The sequence below is a fragment of the Ardenticatenales bacterium genome (assembly GCA_020634515.1).
GTDB lineage: Bacteria > Chloroflexota > Anaerolineae > Promineifilales > Promineifilaceae > JAGVTM01.
Genome location: JACKBL010000003.1, coordinates 560,883 through 579,414 on the forward strand (window position 1 = coordinate 560,883; position 18,532 = coordinate 579,414).

The window sequence follows — 18,532 nt, forward strand, 5'->3', positions numbered from 1 at the left end:
CTACCCGCGAGCCAGGGCCGCGGAACGGCGGGGGCGCTGGCGGCTGCGATGGACGATGTAAATGCCCGTGAGTACGGCCAGGCCACCGACGATCTGCCCGCGCGTGATCGTTTCGCCCAGGAGGGGAACGGCCAGCAGGGCGGTGACGATGGGTTGGCCCAGGCCGGCGGGAGAGACGAGGGATGCCGGCAAATACCCCAACGCGTAACTAAACGCAAACTGCCCTAAACCATGCACAATCAACCCCAACCCCAGGAAGCTGAGGTAGGATTTCATTGAGTAACCGAGTAGCGGCAGCCGGGCGACGAGGCAAAACAGGAGCAGGACGACGGTGGAACTGGCGGCGGCCAGCCAGAAAGCGGTGAGGGAATCCAACGTCTGGCGGCTGCGTTGGGTGGCCAGGAAGTATGCGCCGTAGAACATGCCGGCAAACAGCCCCAGTGACGTCCCCAGTCCCAACGAAAACCCTCGCAGCGCATCCAACCCCAGAATCAGCACCGCCCCCGCCAGCGCCAGCCCCAACCCCAGCCAGAAATGACGCCCCAGTTTCTCCCGGAAAAGAAAATAGGCGCCAATCCCCACCCACAGCGGTGACGTATTGCCCATCAACGTGGGATTCGTGGCCCCACTGAGCAAAATCCCCGTGTTCCACAAGGTCAGATCGCAGGCGAAAAAAAGACCACTGAGCAAGGCGATGCGCGTGGCCGACCGCGGAAAACGGCTCCACCAGGACGCGCCGGGCTGCGGACGTCGGCGCACGCGCCGCCAGAAGGGACCCGCCAGCAGCAGCACGACGATGATCATGCGGTAAAAGCCGGTGACGGGGCCGGGGGCGTTGGCCCACTTGACGAAGATGCCGGAGAAGCCCATGCAAATGACGCCGGCCGCCAGCGCCAGATAGCTGAATAGAATGGTACGCTCAGTTGGTTGGGAGGTAGACAAGGGCGGGTTATTCCACGTGTGTGACCCCAGGCACGCCGCTTAATGCCTGCACCAGTTCGGCGCACGCCTGGGTACGGTGGTTGGGAAAGTCCATGACGAGGCCGCGCTGCCCCACGATTTGCAGGCGGAGGCGGTCGTGGCCCTGGTATTTGCCGGCAATTTTCACCGATTGCCGGCACGCTTCACGCCAGTTGCGCCGCGGATCAATCTGCACCACCAGCGTCCGCGATGGCGCGGGCGCGGCGGACGCGGCGGATGTGGTCACATTTTCCGGCGTGGCCACAGACGGCGACGCGGGCTGGCCGGCAGGTTTGCCATTGCCGCGTCCCGCGCCGTTCCCATTTGCTGCTCCCTTTTCCCGAGACGCCGCCGATGGGGCCATCGCCAGCCCCTCCATGAAGTTGGGCGGCGGCGGCGGCAAATAATCTGGCTCCCAATCATCGTCGAAGGGCGGCGGCGGACCATAGTCGCCGTCATCCAATGCATAATTCGCTGTCGGTTCGGCCAGACGGGATTGGCCCGGCGGCAGCGTCGCTTCCCCCGCCGCGCGGCCAGCGTTTGCTTCCACGCCCGACGTCGGCTCGTCGGCGTCGGAGGCCAGTTCCAGGCTCGTTTGCACCGAATCCACGATGATTTTGGTGCGCGTCTCTTCCACCTGGACCTTGCCGCGCACGAGCATCACCTGGTCTACCTGCACCTGGTCGCGCACTTGTTTCCAGGTGCGCGGGAAGAAGACGACTTCGACGCTGGCTTCCAGGTCTTCGAGGGCACCGAAAGCCATGGGGTCCCCTTTCTTGGTGGTGAGGGTGCGCAGGGTGCTGATCATGCCGGCAACACAAACCGGCCTCCCCTGCCACAACTCATCCAACTCCGACAGTACCGCGTTTGTGCGCGACTGCAACAGCGCCAATGGCCGCTCCAGCGGATGCTCCGACACGTACACCCCCAGCGCCTCTTTCTCCCACTCCAACACCTGCTTGTAATCGACCTTCTTCGCCTCCGGCAGCAGTTGCACCTCAATCTTCACCTGCGCGCCAAACAACCCATCAAACAGGCTCAACTGCCCCGCCGCCGCCGCGTCGTGCGACGTTCCGCTTTCGCTCAGGATGCGGTCCAACGCCTCCAGGAACTGCGCCGGCGTCCCCCAGGAATCAAACGCCCGCCCTTTCGCCATAAACTCCAGGGCGCGCTTGCCCACCCGCCGCAAATCCACGCGATTACACAAATCTTGCAAGTCCGTAAACGGACGATTGGCTTCCCGCTCATCCAGAATCAACCGCAGCGCCGCCTCGCCCGCATTTTTGATCGCCCCCAACCCAAAGCGAATAACGTGCCGCTCTCCCTCATCCTCAATCGTGAAGTCCAGCCCGGAAAGATTCACGTCCGGCGGGGCCACGGCAATACCCAGGCTTTGCGCCTCGGCAAAATAGCGGCGCACCTTTTCCGTGTTGTCCCGCTCCACGCTGAGCATGGCCGTCAGGTACTCCACCGGATAATGCGCCTTCAAGAAGGCGGTCTGGCAAGTCACTTTAGCATAATCAGCGGCGTGACTGTTATGCACCAAAATATCATTGGCAATTAAGTTATGGGTATCGGCAATCGTCAAATCATACGTCTGCTTCTCCCCCACATACTCAATCGCCACAATCTCATCCCAATAAATATCGCTTTCCGCGTAACGACGTAACTCATCGCTGTCAAAATAGCCGGCTAGACGGCCAATCGTCTCCCGCCGAAATCCCTTCTTCGTAGGCGCATTTGTGGGATAAAACTCGCGTTGCCCAATCCCTGTATCCCCATTTAACTGCGTCCAGGTTATGCCGGCATTCGCTTTCTCATCACGAACGATCTCCTTAACAGCCAGCGGAATCGTATCTCGCGCCGACGTATCTGCCTGTCCCATCTGTTTCACCAGAGCGGTACAAATCGCTCGCTGATCCTCCCGCGGCAAATGAGGACCAAGCAATTGCGCAAAGCGAAGCATGTGTTCACTACCCATCACATGCACTTGATAACCAATGCGACCGTCCTTATACCCAAACTGCTGCATCCGAAAACTGCTCATAATCCCTAGACGCAGCAGCAAATGCTGCACCTGCCGTCCCAACCGCTCTGAAGCTGTCGCATAGTAGGCATGTACTGAATTCCGCGCTTGGGTAAGCACAGAGCCATCCCCATCCCACATTCGCCCCAATAACAAAGCGAGTTGCCCATTATTCAGGGTAAAAACCTCCGCCGGAATTTCTTTCTCCCGAGCATTCTTGCCCCAAATACCCAACCGCTTTGCCCATGTTACAATTCCCGGCGGCTTCTGTCGATTCACCCGCCGCGCATACACTGAATACGTCTCGTGATGCAGCGACACCGAACAGGCCACATTGTCAAAATGTTCTGCCGCTTTTACATAATCCTGCAAACTGGCTTCCTGCTGGCTATAAAAATAAACCGAGTGAGGATGGCACAAATTCCCCTCCGCTAACAAATGACCTAAGGCAATGACCTCATGTTCCGGCCACTCATTTTTGCCCTCAATCGGCAGTGAACGAGGCAAAGCAATCTGCTGCCCAACTTCCAGATCACCCAACCATTGCCAACCAGCAAAAGTATAAAAAGGATGATTCGAGGTGGCTTCAATCTGTTTGCCTAAAGCTGTCGTGAGCCGATAAACAGGCTTTACGCCATTGTCCAGCACCTCCACGACCTGTCCCGTTTGCAATTTTAATGATGAAACATCACAAGTAACGGTTTGATCAATGGCAGCTTTGCGGTTGTACAGGTCCTCAATGCGCAGGAGACGGCCACTCTCCCCATCCACCACCTCCACATCACCGGGCAAGCATTTGTTAAAACCATAGCGGGCAAAGAACTCAATATCCCCCCAAATAGCATCGCACGTCTCGCGGCTGAGGCCACGCGCCATCGCCCCCTCCGTGAACTGGATGCGGTGCTTCTCCATCAAATCTTTCTTCTTCTTCGACACCGCCTTGCGGATCATGTCCGCCTCGCCCGGCTCATACCCCGCCAGTTTAGAAGCAATCTGGATGATCTGTTCTTGATAGATACAGTTGTGAACAATGATGTTGTTGGCAACGAAACTATGTAATCCCGCGACGGTCAAATCGTAAACGTGATCAACGCCTGCCGGTTCGATAGCTGTGATTTCTTCCCAATGCACCTTGAGTCGCCGCTCAGTTCCTGATAAATTCAGCGCTTCAGCAACTGGACGTACGATATGAGACGCTATACGTTCACGTTGACGACCCTTGGGTCCGAAATGTTGTCGGCTGATACCGTACTCTGCCATCAGTGCCCGATAGGAAAGATCGGTCGCCTGTTCCAATTCTTTGACAAATAGGTCGCGGGCAATAGTAGGATGCACCTGTCCATGACCCGCTCTGTTTCGCTTTTCTGACACCATCCATATGCCGATTTGCTCTGCAAAAAAAGCCGTATCGTACAATGTCACCTGATACCCGATCCGTGCCTCATTACCGTTGTGGTAGTGACTTTTATAAATGGAAGTCGAGATACCCAAGCGAAGCAGTAAGGTTTTGACATCTTCTGCTAGCTGGCATGAGATTGTTTTGTAGTGACACAGTTTGCGCCCCACATATCCATCGCAATCCCATAACGAAGCCAAGAAAAATGCCACATCTTCATTATTAAGGGCAAAGACAAATGATGGTACAAACTTCTCATGACTCCGCAAGCCTCCGGGTGCACTACCGGGAGCGTGTTTTAGGCCCAATTCACGCAGCCAGGCCAGCAATTCATTAGGCGCATGATAATGTGCTTCCAAATTAGTTTCTTTGGCGGCGCCAATCCGGACAACGCCACGCACCTGTTGCGTGAAGGACGCCCGAATCCCTGGAAAAGCGGCCAGGCACATTTCATACTCTTTTAATAATGCAGACTCCTCGGAAACAAAGTCAACAGATGCCATGCTAGCCAAACTGCCATCCGCTATCAGATAGGCCAGCAGCCGCAGCTTGCGTCGATCAAAACTCAGAGGTTCTTGTGGCTCAAGTAGTCGCGGTGGAACAGCTACATAATCGCCGGCTTGCAGATCGACGAGCGGACGCCAACCATGTTCGGTTAACAATCGGTGATCCGCCGTGATCTTGATGGATGCACCATTACGTAAAGTAAGACGGTACACTTCTTTGTAACCGCTGTCAATCCAGTGGAGTACCTGGCCAGCAGCCATTTCCCACCGTTCATTAACGCCCTGAATCATAAAATCATCGCAATCACTCAGTTCATCCAGCCTAAATCGTTGACCGGTGCGAACGTCCGTCACCAGGCTATCGCCGCTGACACAAATGCCATACGTATCACCCAGAATCGACTCTAAATCAGGGTGGTGATACTGAACCGGCTGTTTGCCATGCATCCGGTCAATGTAAGTGGGGATATTTTCCATTGGGCCGGGGCGGTAGAGAGAGATGGCGGCGACGATGTGGTCGAAGCGATGCGGCTTCATCTCCATCATCAGTTTGCGCATGCCCGCCCCTTCCACCTGGAAGACGCCCGCTACTTCGCCGCGCGCCAGCATGTCGAACAGTTTCTCTGGCCGTCGTTCCGGATCTGGCCCGACGTGTCCCTCGTCATAGGGGATATTATCCATCGTGTACACGACGCCGTGTCGCTCTTCAATCAGGCGCGCCGCGCGCCGCATCACCGTGAGCGTACTCAGGCCGAGGAAATCAACCTTAAGCAGCCCGATCCCTTCCACGATTTCCATGGGCCACTGCGTCACCCGATCCAGGCCCCCCAGGCCTTCGTCGCCACTGGTGGGGCGGTTCAGGGGGACGTATTCCTGCAGGGGCTTATCGGAGACGATCACGCCCGCCGCATGGCTGGAGGCATGGCGCGTGATCCCTTCCAGGTTGCGCGCGGTTTCGATCAACTCGCGGGCGGCCTTGTCGGAGCGGTAAACCTCCTCCAGTTCCGCGGAGTAGAACTCATGCTCTTTGTCCAGCACGTTTTCAATCTTCACGGGCTTGCCCGGTACAGCCGGAATCAGGCGCGCCAGCCGGTCCACGTCGGGCAGCGGCATATCCAGCGCCCGCCCCACGTCGCGGATGGCCGCGCGCGCGCCCATCGTGCCAAACGTGATGATCTGGGCGACTTTGTCGCGCCCGTAGCGGCGCATGGTGTATTCCACCATCAAATGGCGCACGTCGTCAGGATAGTCCAGGTCAATGTCGGGCATGGAAACGCGCCCGGGATTGAGGAATCGCTCGAAAATCAGGCCGTTTGCCAGGGGATCGATGCTGGTGATGCCCAGGGTGTAGGCGACGACGGAGCCGGCGCCCGAACCGCGCACGTTCCACCAGATGTCGTGCTTTTTCCACGCTTCGTAACTATCGTAGGGGTGCGGGTCGTGGTGCAATTGCCACCAGCGGTCGCTGCGCGCAGCCCACTCGCACAGGTCCCAGACGATGAGGAAGTAGGAGTTAAACCCCATGCGGTGGATGATGCCCAGTTCGTGGTTGAGGCGCTGGCGCAGTCCCTGGTCTGAGGCGGCCCGTTCCGCGCCATAACGCCAGATCAGGCCCGCTTCGCACAGTTCGCGCAGGTAGGTTTCAGGGGTGTATGATGCCGGCACTGCAAAAACAGGTAGATGATACCCACCGAAACCGAGGCTGACGTCGCACATCTCCGCCACGCGCAAGCTGTTGTCCAGCGCGCCCGGGATATGGCCAAACAGCGCGGCCATCTCATCGTACGACTTCAGGTAGTACCCTTTATCGGAAAAGCGCATCCGCTTTTCCTGTTGGAACGTGGAACTCGTCTGCACGCAGAGGAGAATGTCATGGGGGTCGGCGTCGCTGGCTAACGTGTAGTGGACATCGTTGGTCGCCAGGAAATTGCCCGCCAAACCATATTGGGGGGCCATTTCCAACAGCATTTTGTTGATATGGGTCAGCTCCGGTATGCTGTGTTCTTGTAGTTCAATGAAGAGGCGATCCCGACCAAAAATGTCCACGTATTCGCCCATGAGCTGGTGCGCCAGCTTCATGTTGCCGTCGCCGATGGCCCGCGGAATTTCGGCGGCCATGCAGCCGGTGGTGGCGATCAGTCCTTCGGCGTGGCGCGCCATAAAGTCGCGGTCAATGCGCGGCTTGTAGTAGTAGCCCTCGAGTTGGGCAGTGGTGGCGATTTCCAGCAAGTTGCGATAGCCGGCGTCGTTCTCGGCCAGCAGCAGCATGTGGAAGCGGTTTTTGTCCAGATAGGGGTCGCGGTCGGCCAGGGTGCGGGCGGCCAGGTAGGTCTCTATGCCGATGATGGGTTTGAGGTCGGCGGCTTTGCACGCTTTGTAGAATTCCATCGTCCCGTACATGGCCCCATGGTCGGTGAGGGCAATCGCGGGCTGGTTGAGTTCGATGGCGCGGTTGACGAGGTCTTTGAGGCGGCTGAGACCGTCGAGGAGGGAGTATTCGCTGTGGACGTGGAGGTGGACAAATTCCTTCTGGTCGTTGCTCATGATGTCTGGCCCGGGGTGTCAGGTGGCTGTCCACATTTCCTTCCCATTTCGGCATCGCGGCTTCAGCCGGCAACGCTGCCGGCTGAGCCGCGACGCCGGGGATTTATTTGTGGACGGTTACTAGATGCCGGCATTCCGCCGTTCCGATGGCTATGCGAGATGTTTTGTTGTAATCTCCCGCACGACCAGTATAGCATGATTGCGCCATTGCGACAGGGGGAAGTTGACGGTTGGTGTGGCGCTCATTCCGTTTCCCGTCTTCCATTGACCTGTTGATTGTCACTTGAAATCCGCCCCCAAATCTGCTATGATCCACCCATATCCCCCCCCAGGGGGTATGGGTATCATCGTCACCAAATAAAACGCGACCAACTTCCAACTATCAACTCCCCCCATGACACACGAAGACCAAATCACCCTCCCCGTACTCGGCATGACCTGCGCCAACTGCGTGGCCGCCGTCGAACGCAACGCCAAAAAAGCCGCCGGCGTCCAAACCGCCACCGTTAATTTCGCCAGCGAAAAAGTCACATTCAGCTACGACCGCGATGCCGGCGACGCACGCGCCGTCACGCAAGACGTGATCGCCCGCATCCAGCGCGCCGGCTACGACGTGCCCACGGCCAGCCTCGACCTCTCCCTGCTGGGCATGACGTGCGCCAACTGCGCCAACACCATCGAACGCCGCCTGAACAAACTACCGGGCGTGCTGGAAGCCGGCGTCAATCTGGCCAGCGAAAAAGCCACCATCCGCTACGTGCCCGGCCAGGTGGCGCGCGCGGACATGGTCGCCGCCGTGCGCCGGGCCGGCTACGATGTGGTGGAAGCCGCCGCACTGGAAGAGCTGCCCGACGCCGAAGCGGAAGCCCGCGCCGGCGAAATGCGCCACCAGCAGCGGCGCTTTCTCGTCGGCCTCATTTTCACGCTGCCCCTGTTTCTACTCAGCATGGGGCGCGACTTTGGCCTGCTGGGCGAATGGGCGCACGCTCCCTGGGTCAATGTGCTGTTCTGGGTGCTGGCCACGCCGGTGCAGTTCTACGTGGGCAAGGATTATTACACCGGCGCGTTCAAATCGCTACGGAATCGCTCCGCCAACATGGACGTGCTGGTTGCGCTCGGCTCCTCGGTGGCCTATGTCTACAGCGTCGCCGTTATCCTGGGCGCGCCGGGACACGTCTATTTCGAGACTTCCGCGGCCATCATTACCCTGATCGTGTTGGGCAAGCTGCTGGAAGCGCGCGCCAAAGGCCACACCAGCGAAGCCATTAAGAAGCTAATCGGCCTGCAACCGAAAACGGCGCGCGTGGCGCGCGACGGCAATGAGGTGGACATCCCCATCGCCGAAGTAATCGCCGGGGACATCGTCGTCGTGCGCCCCGGAGAAAAAATCCCCGTCGATGGCGTCATCATCGAAGGGCGCTCCGCCGTAGACGAAAGCATGATCACCGGCGAGAGCCTGCCCGTCAGTAAGCAAGTTGGGGACGACGTGATCGGCGCCACGCTGAACAAGCAAGGTCTGCTCCATTTTGAAGCAACGAAGGTGGGCAAGGAAACGGCCCTGGCGCAAATTATCAAGCTGGTCGAACAGGCGCAAGGCAGCAAAGCCCCCATCCAGCGCGTGGTAGACCAGGTAGCCGCCGTCTTTGTGCCCGTGGTCATTAGCCTGGCGCTGCTCACATTCGTCATCTGGCTGGCGAGCGGGTCGGGCTTCACGCCGGCGCTGGTGCGGTTGGTGGCCGTGCTGGTCATCGCCTGCCCCTGCGCCATGGGCCTGGCCACGCCCACCTCCATCATGGTCGGCGTGGGCAAGGGGGCGGAGCAGGGCATTCTCTTCAAAGACAGCGCGGCATTGGAGCAAGCGCAACGGCTGACCGCCGTGGTGCTGGACAAAACGGGCACGATTACGCGGGGCGAGCCGTCGGTGACGGACGTCATTGCCGACGAAGCAGCGGCGGCGGAAGCAGACGAACTGCTGCGGCTGGCGGCCTCGGCGGAGCGCGGGTCGGAGCATCCCCTGGGGGAGGCGATTGTGCGTTCGGCGTTGGAAAAGGGGTTGCCGCTGAGCCAGCCCGCCGCCTTCCGCAGCATTACCGGGCAGGGTATTGCCGCACAGGTGGACGGGCGCAGGGTGCTGGTGGGTAACCTGCGCCTGATGCGGCAAGAGCAGGTGGCGTTGCATGGCCTGGAACGGCGGGCGGAACAGTTGCAGCGAGAAGCGAAAACGGCCATGTGGCTGGCGGTGGATGGTCAGGCCAGCGCCTTGATCGGCGTGGCGGATACGATAAAGGAGGGATCGCGGGAGGCGGTGGCCGCCATGCACGACCTGGGCTTGCAAGTGGTGATGCTCACGGGGGACAACGAGGCAACGGCGCGGCAAATTGCGGCGGAGGTGGGGATTGATCGCGTGTTCGCGGAGGTGCTGCCGGGGGACAAGGTGGCGCATGTGGCGCGCTTGCAACAGGAGGGATTCCGCGTGGCGATGGTGGGGGACGGCATCAATGACGCGCCGGCGCTGGCGCAGGCGGATGTGGGCATGGCGATTGGCACGGGTACGGATGTGGCCATGGAGACGGCGGATGTGACGTTGATGCGCGGGGATTTGCGCAGCGTACCACAGGCGATCCGGCTGTCGCAGGCGACGATGCGCAATATCAAGGAAAATCTGCTGTGGGCGTTTGGGTATAATGCGGCGTTGATTCCGATTGCTGCCGGCATTCTCGCTCCCTTCGACTGGGCTCCCACATTCCTGCGCCAACTTCACCCCATACTCGCCGCCGGGGCCATGGCCTTCTCCAGCATCAGCGTCGTCTCCAATGCCTTGCGCCTGCGGCGTGTCAAACTGTAAACTGGCCGGTACAATAGAACCAGCGATTAACACGCAGCCGCATAATCATGGGTGTGCTCCCGTTTGGGTTGGGCACACCCTTTTCCTTGTCTCGCGCAACCCCGCACGGGCATTCAGGCATCACAACGCAACCGTACGCCATGATCAGACTCCAGCGCAGCATTCGTCCCCGCAACGGCAAGAACATCGAAGCCGTTGCCTGGGCCAAAGAGGTGGCCGAATACCTCAACACACATTACACCGTGGGCCAGATCGAGGTCTACACCGAGCGATTTGGCGATTTGGGGGCGATTCATTGGGTCATGGACTTTCGCGATCTGAATGCGCTGGATAGCCTGTCACAACAACTGCGCAAGGATGATGCCTACAACGCCCTGATTCGCCGCGGCGACGCCCTGACGGTGGACGGCAGCGTGCGCGACATCGTCCTCACATTGATGTAACGCCAAACCTTTATTATGAAAACGAACAAGACGCGCTCCTCCATTCGCCTCGCTGACTGGCTTGTTTTTGCCGGCACGCTCCTGCTCGCCCTCCTCATTTTACGCCTGGCTCCGGCGGAACAAACGTTGGGGCAGGGCATTCGCGCCGTGTACGTCCACGTCGCCCTCACCTGGGTCGGCATGACGTCCCTGGCCGTAGCGGGCGTGATCGGAGCCGTGACCCTATTCACGGCCAATCTGTCAGCACAGGCGTGGAGCCAACGTATCGGCTGGGTGGGGTTGGGCTTTTTCGCGGCAGGGCTGTTGTTGAGCATTCTGGCGGCGCGGGTGAACTGGGGTGCGCCATTTTGGCAGGAGCCGCGCATGGCCGCCGCACTCAATTTGCTGGCCTTCGGCTTGATTACGCAGGTCGCCGGCGGCTGGCTGCCGTGGCCGCGTTTGCGCGGCGGGCTGCACCTGGCGCTGGCGCTGTTCATGGTGTGGGTCATGCGCGTGACGCCACTGGTGCTGCACCCACGCAACCCGATCAGCTCGTCCTCTTCGCGCGGGATTCAGGTGACATTTGCCGGCATGTTCCTCCTTTTCGCCATCGCCGCCACCTGGCTCACCTGGCGCTGGGGCCAGAACGACCACCAACGCCCCGCCCTCTAAAGGCCATGGCAGTTCTTCTAGTGCCTCAACAATGTAATTTGGAGGAGTTCGCATCCTCAGATGCGAATGGGCGGCATCTGAGGATGCCGCACTCCTCACCCCTCATTTTTAGGTTGTCGAGGTACTAGTGAGCGTTAGTAGTTGCCGTTCTTGGGGAATGAACCAATCTCGCTTCCGCGCGGCTGGCAAGGCGGCAAATTCGCAATAAAATAGGGGCATGACTGATTCTTTGTTGGACGCGCGGATAGTGAGAATGCCGGCATTTGCCCCCGGCCCCTGGTTAAACACACCCCCACTCGCCCGCGAACAACTGCGCGGACAGGTTCTCCTGATCGACTTCTGGGACTACACCTGCATCAACTGCCTGCGCACCCTGCCCTACATGCGCGCGTGGCACGCGCGCTACGCGGACAAAGGGCTGACCATCATCGGCATCCATGCCCCCGAATTCAAATTCGCCCATGACCGCCAACAACTGGAGATGGCCGCGGCCGAGTTTGGTCTTGACTACCCCATTCTGCTCGACAATGCGTATGAGAACTGGCATCGCTTCGCCACCCGCGCCTGGCCCACGAAAGTCCTGGTAGATGCCGACGGCTACATTCGCTACCGGCGACAGGGTGAGGGGTATTACGCCGAGACGGAGCGCGCCATCCAAGAACTGCTGCGCCTCCGCGATCCGGCAGCGACCTTGCCGGCACTCATGCCCCCCCTCCGTCCCGAAGATCGATCCGGCGCGGTCTGCTACCCCTCCACCCCCGAACTGCACACCGGTTTCGCCACCGGCCTCTTTGGCGGCCTGCTGGGCAACCCGGAAGGGTACGTTCTGGAAACCCCTATGCTCTACCGCCTGCCCCCGCGCGAGGCGTGGCAAACTGGCTCCTTCTACGTAGACGGTTTCTGGCAAGCGCACCCGGAGTACATCGCCTTCGCCGGGCAGGACAACGGCTATCTGGAACTGCCTTTTGCCGCCGTGGGTGTAAACGCTGTCCTTAGCCCGACGGGGGATGAGGTGGCGTTGCGCTTGGGGTTAATGCCGGCACAAGAAAGGCGCGTGCTGCTCAAACAAGACCGGCGCTGGCTGCATCCAGGCATCGCCGGTCAGGACGTGCAAATCGACGAATACGGCATCAGTTTCGTCAACGTCACCCGCCCCCGCCTCTACGAACTCGTGCGTAACCCTGACTTCGGCGAACACCAATTGCAACTCATCTTCCAGGCAACCGGCCTCGCCGTCTACTCGTTTACCTTTACGACGTGCGTCAGGGAGGGGCGAGGGGCGAGGGGCGAGTAAACTTGTCTAACAGTCAACGAAAAACAGTCGTATCTATTCACGTCTCCGAGAGATTGGACCAATTTTGTAGACATTAACAGGATTTAACCAGAGCAAATTGGTCCAATCTGGGCAGATGACCTGTATAGTCACAAACAGTCAACGAAAAACTACCAACTGTCAACTGACCACCACCCACTAAACACTATTATGGATGAACAACTTGTCGAAGCATGGCGGATTCATAACCGCATTGGCTTGTATTTGCTGGATGGCGTGGCGGAGGAGGCTTTTGCTGTAGGAAAGCGGAAGCAAGGGCGGGGATTCGCGCAAATGTTTGCCCACATCCACGGTGTGCGCCTGACCTGGTTGCAGGTATCGGCGGCGGATTTGTGGGAGCCGCTGCCGCGCATTGCCCGCGGCGACGCGCTGGACCGCGAGCGGCTGCGCCGGGCGTTGACGGCGTCCGGCGCAGCCGTGGCGGTCTTGTTTGAGCGGGGCGTGGCGGCGGGGAAAATTAAGGGGTTTGGGGGGAGCGTGCCGGCATTTCTCGGCTACCTCATCGCCCATGAATCCTACCACTTTGGCGAAATCGGCGTCGCCCTGCGTGAAGCCGGCCACCCCCTGAGCAAAGAAATCGCCTATGGCATGTGGGAGTGGACCAAACGGTAAGTGGTAGTGTTCAGTTGGTAGTGAGCAATGGTCAATTGATAACGGGACTCTGGCGTTTTAGGCATGGAGGCTTCAGCCGGCCCATATATGGGGTTTAACCCGGCTAAAGCCTCGACTCCGGTCACCATATGGTTTAACCCGGCTAAAGCCTCGACTCCGGTCACCATATGGTTTAACCCGGCTAAAGCCTCGACTCCGGTCACCATATGTGGATTTCGCCAGACTCGAGTCGATAATTGTCAGAAGCGCCGCCCGCCAACCATCGTCAAGACAAATCCGCGTCATCCGCGCACGCCGTGACTATTTTCACCCCTCATGGTATACCTCACTCATGGGGAACGCCTTGCGAAACGTCAGCGCCCCATCCGCCACATCCACCACAATCCTATCACCATCCGCGAACGCGCCTTGGAGAATCGCCAGCGCCAACGGATCCGCCACCAGCCTTTGCAGCGTGCGCTTGATGGGCCGCGCCCCATACGCAGGGTCATACCCCTCATTTGCCACAAACTGCCGCGCCGCCTCCGTAAAGGCCAGCGACATGCGCCGCTCCGCCAGCAACCCCCGCATCCGCTCCGCCTGAATCTCCACAATTTGCGCCAGGTCTTCCCGGCTCAGCGGATCAAACGTAATGATCTCGTCCACGCGGTTCAAGAACTCCGGGCGGAACGTCGTCCGCAGCGCCGTCAGCGCCCGCTGTGGGTCGTAGCTGTCCCCCAACAAGAACTGGCTGCCCACGTTGCTGGTCATGATCACCACCGTATTCTTGAAATTGACCGAGCGACCATGCCCATCCGTAAGGCGGCCATCGTCCAACACTTGCAGCAGCGTGTTGAACACATCCGCGTGCGCTTTCTCGATTTCGTCAAACAGCACAACGGAATACGGACGGCGGCGCACCGCTTCCGTCAACTGCCCGCCCTCGTCGTACCCCACATAACCGGGGGGCGCGCCAATCAGGCGGCTAACCGTGTGCCGCTCCTGGTACTCGCTCATATCAATGCGCACCATCGCAGCCTCGTCATCAAACAGGAATTCCGCCAGCGCCCGCGCCAGTTCCGTCTTGCCCACGCCCGTCGGTCCCAGGAAAATGAAGGAGCCAATCGGTCGCTGCCTGTCCTGCAAGCCGGCGCGCGCCCGCCGCACGGCGCTGCTCACGGCGCGGATGGCCTCATCCTGCCCCACGACGCGCCGGTGCAGCCGCTCTTCCATGTGCAACAGCTTCTCCACCTCCCCTTCCAACAGCTTGCTCACGGGGATACCCGTCCAATGGGAAACAATATCGGCGATATCCTCCGCGTCTACCTCCTCTTTCAGCAGCGCGCCGCCATGCTGCAATTGCGCCAGCCGCTGCTCCTGCTTCGTCAACTGTTGCTCCAGTTCCACCAACGTGCCATAGCGCAAGCGGGCCGCCGCCGCCAGGTCCATCTCCCGCTCCGCCTGCTCAATCTGCGTGCGCGTCTCGTCCATCCTGGCCTTTGTGGCTCGCACTTCCTGGATGGCCGTCTTCTCCGTTTCCCACTGCGCCCGCAGCGCATTACCCCGCTCCTGCAATTCCGCGATTTCCGCCTCAATCACGCCCAGGCGATCCTTTGACGCCTTATCCCGCTCCTTCCGCAGCGATTCTCGCTCAATCTCCAATTGCAAAATCTGCCGATCCACCCGATCCAGTTCCGCCGGTTTGGACTCAATCGCCATCTTCAGACGGCTGGCCGCTTCGTCAATCAAGTCAATCGCCTTGTCGGGAAGCTGGCGGTCCGTAATGTAACGTTGGGAGAGGGTCGCGGCGGCAATGACGGCCCCATCCTGGATGCGCACGCCATGATGCACCTCGTACCGCTCCTTCAGGCCGCGCAAAATGGAGATGGTATCTTCCACGGATGGCTCGTCCACGAAAACGGGCTGAAAGCGTCGCTCCAGGGCGGCGTCCTTCTCAATGTATTTGCGGTATTCGTCCAGCGTGGTGGCGCCGATGGTGTGCAGTTCGCCGCGGGCCAGCATCGGCTTGAGCATGTTGCTGGCGTCCATGCTCCCCTCCGCCGCGCCCGCGCCCACCATCGTGTGCAGTTCGTCAATGAACAAAATAATGCGCCCTTCGCTGTCCGTGATCTCTTGCAGCACCGCCTTCAGCCGTTCCTCAAATTCGCCGCGATATTTGGCCCCGGCAACGAGGCTGGCGAGATCGAGACCGATCAGGTCTTTGTGCTTCATGCTTTCCGGCACGTCTCCGTTGGCGATGCGCTGCGCCAATCCCTCGACGATGGCCGTCTTGCCCACGCCGGCCTCGCCAATGAGGACGGGGTTGTTTTTGGTGCGGCGGCTGAGGACCTGGCTAACGCGGCGGATTTCCTCGTCGCGGCCAATGACGGGGTCCAGTTTGCCCAGGCGCGCCATTTTGGTGAGGTCGCGGCCATATTTGGCGAGGGCGTCGTAGGTGCTTTCCGGGTCCTGGCTGGTGACGCGCTGGCCGCCGCGAATGGTGGAAAGGGCCTGGAGAACGTTGTCGGGGGTGATGCCGGCATTCGTCAGCAAAACCAACGACCGCACCTGCTCCGCCGCCCGCGTCAGCGCCAGAAAGAGATGCTCCGTGCTGACGTACTCATCCTTCAACTGCGCGGCAACAGCCTCCGCTTCACGGACAATCTCCGATACCTCCCGCGACAGCGTCACCTGCGCGGTAGCACCAAACGCTCGCGGCAGCCGCGCCAGGGCTTGCGCCACCTCCGTCGCCAACTGGCGCGCATTCACGCCAATGCGGTTCACAATCTGGGGCACAACGCCATCTTCCTGCCCCAACAAAGCCGCCAGCAGGTGTAGCGGCTCAATCTGGCTGTGGTTGTTGGTCTTCGCCAGATTTTGCGCTTCTAAAATCGCCTCTTGCGCCCGATGCGTGTACTTGTTCAGATTCATTTTTCGTATTCCTTACGGTGGGATGGAAGCCGGGCATCAAAAAACACACGCCCCGCCATACAACAAATATGGTACGAGGCGTGCGTCAGAATCGTGTTGGCGGGACGCAAGAAAGGCGTTAATGTGGGGGAGAAGGGTGTTCGTTTATCGCGCCAGCAGGTCGCGGGAAAGAGAACGCAAGACGGCGTCGGCCAGTTGGCGCACGCGCGCGTAGTCGGTAAGGCTGATGATGGCGGCGGGGGCGTGTAGATAACGACCAGGAACAGCAAGGGTCGCTGCCGGCATTCCTCCACCCGCGCGCTGAATCATTCCCGTATTCGTCCCCCCGCCACCCGGCTGCCGAATCTGGAAGGGAATCCCCTGCGCATCCGCCGTGCGCATAATGTGGCTCACCAGGCGCGGGTCCTGAATCGTGCGGCTGTCCATCACATACACACTCGGCCCCCGCCCCAACGCCACATTCGGACTCACGTCATTCTCATTCGGCAGGTCATACGCGGGCGTGCATTCCAACACCAGGGCCACATCCGGCGCAACCGCGAAACTCGCCACCCGCGCCCCGGCCATGCCCACCTCCTCCTGCACCGTAAAAGCGGCATACAGGTCGAAGGGATAACGGGAACCGCGCAGCAGTTCCACCAGAATGGCGCAGCCCGCGCGATTGTCTAGCGCCTTGCCCACGGCCAGTTCGCCCCACTCCTGGTAAGGCGTGAGAAACGTGGCCCGGTCGCCCGGCTTCATTTTCCCCTGCCCCTCATCCTTGCTGCCGGCCCCAATGTCAATGCGCATACTGTCCGCCTTGACCACGGAGGCGCGTTCACCGACCGTTTGCAGCAAGTGGACGGGACGCGCGCCAATGACGCCCGTCAGTTTCTTCGGCCCCACCTGCACCACTTTGCCCAGCAGGATGCGATCATCCAGGCCGCCGATCTTCTCGAATTTGGCCGTGCCGGCACTATCCACATCCGTAATCATCAAGCCCACTTCATCCATGTGCGCATCCACCAGCACCCGCATGTCGGAAGAGCCGTCACCCTTCTTCAGCGCCAGCAGATTACCCACGGCATCCACCCGTATCTCATCGACGTGATCCGTGATCAGGTCGCGGATCAGCAGGCGCACATCCTGCTCCGCGCCGGAGACGCCAACAGCCTCACTCAATTGTTGTAGCAGTTCGTTCATAGGTTCTCGCTGTGTCACTGAGATGGGGCGCACTTTGGGCGCGCCCCACCGGGTATCATGGGGTGGGCGCACTCCCCGGCAGCACCTGTAGCGAACTGGCCTGGTTGCTGCCAATGGGATTATTGCTCAAGTCTGGGTCATCATTGGTGAATGTTTCACAGACGCCGCCGAAGTTGTTGTCACGGCACACCACCGCGCGCACGCCCAGGCCCACGCGCACGGAGGAGACGGAATTGTCCGGCAAACCGATCTGCAGCGCATTGCTGTAGAAGCCGATGCCGCGCTTCACGCATTCACCGCCGTAATTTGCCTCCGTATACAATGCTACCTGAAACAGGCCCGGATAGCACTGGTAATTGGTGGGATAGCGCACGCGAATGGAGGACGTGTTGTTATTGCCAATCGGGTTATTGCTCAAAATAGGATCGTTACGGTTGAACGTTTCGCAGATACCGGTGAATTCAAAGCCACGGCAGAGAACGGCTTCCACGCCCGCGCCCACCTGGATGGAGGAAATGGTGTTGGGCGGTATGCCAATCAGCAGCGTGTTGGGGTAATCCCCGATTTCCAGCGTCACGCACTGGCCGTCGTAGAAAAGGTTGACGAAAACGGCCACCTGGTAAGCGCCGGCGCTGCAATTGCCCGTGCCCAATGTCTGTACACGGGCGGAGGAGGCGGTGTCGCTGCCGACAGGGTTGTTGGAGAGGTCGTTGTCGCTAACGGTGAAGGTCTCGCAGACGCCGCCGAGGAACGGATTGGTGCAGAGGACGACCTGCGTATCGCCGCCCACCAGCACGGAGGAGACGCTATTGTCAGCGAGGCCAATCTGGTCGGCGGAAAGATACGTGCCCAGGTCCAGGGTAACGCAGTCACCGCCGAAGAATGTGCCCGTGAAGAGGGCGATCTGGTGCGGACCAGGCGTGCAAATGCCTTGCGGCGGTTGGGAAGCTGGGTTGTCGTTGGCCGCCACGGTCTGGGCATGCGCGGCAAAAAGGCACATAACCATGAGCAACATGAGGGGTATTGCGCGGGTACGGGGACTAGAGGGGGTCATCACGTTCTCCTTTGCCTGCCGAGAGCCAACCCGGAACCAGGTCACCGAAACGTCGTCGCCAGGGCTGCCC

10 protein-coding genes are annotated in these 18,532 nt (G+C 59.9%); 5 read left to right on the top strand and 5 right to left on the bottom strand.

What is annotated here, in order from left to right; genetic code table 11:
• Nucleotides 1-942, bottom strand: a complete 942-nt coding sequence (locus H6650_11115; protein MCB8952553.1) for a DMT family transporter — start codon at nucleotides 940-942, stop codon at nucleotides 1-3.
• 7 nt (nucleotides 943-949) lie between these two features.
• Nucleotides 950-7,432 carry a PHP domain-containing protein gene (locus H6650_11120; protein MCB8952554.1) on the bottom strand — a complete coding sequence of 2,161 codons (6,483 nt, stop codon included), beginning with the start codon at nucleotides 7,430-7,432 and terminating at the stop codon, nucleotides 950-952.
• A 394-nt stretch (nucleotides 7,433-7,826) separates the two neighbouring features.
• Between H6650_11120 and H6650_11125 the strand changes: the two genes are divergently transcribed.
• The 5 genes from H6650_11125 (at nucleotide 7,827) to H6650_11145 (ending at nucleotide 13,316) form a co-directional block, all read left to right on the top strand.
• Nucleotides 7,827-10,277, top strand: a complete 2,451-nt coding sequence (locus tag H6650_11125; protein ID MCB8952555.1) for a copper-translocating P-type ATPase — start codon at nucleotides 7,827-7,829, stop codon at nucleotides 10,275-10,277.
• Between the two features lie 140 nt (nucleotides 10,278-10,417).
• Nucleotides 10,418-10,720 carry a hypothetical protein gene (locus H6650_11130; GenBank protein ID MCB8952556.1) on the top strand — a complete coding sequence of 101 codons (303 nt, stop codon included), beginning with the start codon at nucleotides 10,418-10,420 and terminating at the stop codon, nucleotides 10,718-10,720.
• A gap of 15 nt (nucleotides 10,721-10,735) precedes the next feature.
• Entirely contained in the window at nucleotides 10,736-11,371 is a 636-nt protein-coding gene (locus H6650_11135) for a hypothetical protein (protein ID MCB8952557.1), read from the top strand.
• A 217-nt stretch (nucleotides 11,372-11,588) separates the two neighbouring features.
• Nucleotides 11,589-12,665, top strand: a complete 1,077-nt coding sequence (locus tag H6650_11140) for a redoxin domain-containing protein (protein MCB8952558.1) — start codon at nucleotides 11,589-11,591, stop codon at nucleotides 12,663-12,665.
• A 189-nt stretch (nucleotides 12,666-12,854) separates the two neighbouring features.
• A complete protein-coding gene (locus H6650_11145; protein ID MCB8952559.1) occupies nucleotides 12,855-13,316 on the top strand; it encodes a hypothetical protein in 462 nt (153 codons plus the stop codon).
• Nucleotides 13,317-13,622: 306 nt separating this feature from the next.
• Here H6650_11145 and clpB read toward each other — a convergent pair whose 3' ends face one another.
• The 3 genes from clpB to H6650_11160 form a co-directional block, all read right to left on the bottom strand.
• Entirely contained in the window at nucleotides 13,623-16,226 is a 2,604-nt protein-coding gene (gene clpB, locus H6650_11150; GenBank protein MCB8952560.1) for an ATP-dependent chaperone ClpB, read from the bottom strand.
• 144 nt (nucleotides 16,227-16,370) lie between these two features.
• Nucleotides 16,371-17,408, bottom strand: coding sequence for a M42 family peptidase (locus tag H6650_11155; GenBank protein ID MCB8952561.1), 1,038 nt, complete (start codon nucleotides 17,406-17,408; stop codon nucleotides 16,371-16,373).
• A gap of 55 nt (nucleotides 17,409-17,463) precedes the next feature.
• A complete protein-coding gene (locus H6650_11160) occupies nucleotides 17,464-18,462 on the bottom strand; it encodes a hypothetical protein (protein ID MCB8952562.1) in 999 nt (332 codons plus the stop codon).
• Between the last annotated feature and the right edge of the window lie 70 nt (nucleotides 18,463-18,532).

Bases quoted from the DNA above. Each gene is read 5' to 3' on its own strand.
- H6650_11120 (MCB8952554.1), bottom strand. From the start codon at position 7,432: ATGAGCAACGACCAGAAGGAATTTGTCCACCTCCACGTCCACAGCGAA.
- H6650_11125 (MCB8952555.1), top strand. From the start codon at position 7,827: ATGACACACGAAGACCAAATCACCCTCCCCGTACTCGGCATGACCTGC.
- H6650_11130 (MCB8952556.1), top strand. From the start codon at position 10,418: ATGATCAGACTCCAGCGCAGCATTCGTCCCCGCAACGGCAAGAACATC.
- H6650_11135 (MCB8952557.1), top strand. From the start codon at position 10,736: ATGAAAACGAACAAGACGCGCTCCTCCATTCGCCTCGCTGACTGGCTT.
- H6650_11140 (MCB8952558.1), top strand. From the start codon at position 11,589: ATGACTGATTCTTTGTTGGACGCGCGGATAGTGAGAATGCCGGCATTT.
- H6650_11145 (MCB8952559.1), top strand. From the start codon at position 12,855: ATGGATGAACAACTTGTCGAAGCATGGCGGATTCATAACCGCATTGGC.
- clpB (MCB8952560.1), bottom strand. From the start codon at position 16,226: ATGAATCTGAACAAGTACACGCATCGGGCGCAAGAGGCGATTTTAGAA.
- H6650_11155 (MCB8952561.1), bottom strand. From the start codon at position 17,408: ATGAACGAACTGCTACAACAATTGAGTGAGGCTGTTGGCGTCTCCGGC.
- H6650_11160 (MCB8952562.1), bottom strand. From the start codon at position 18,462: ATGACCCCCTCTAGTCCCCGTACCCGCGCAATACCCCTCATGTTGCTC.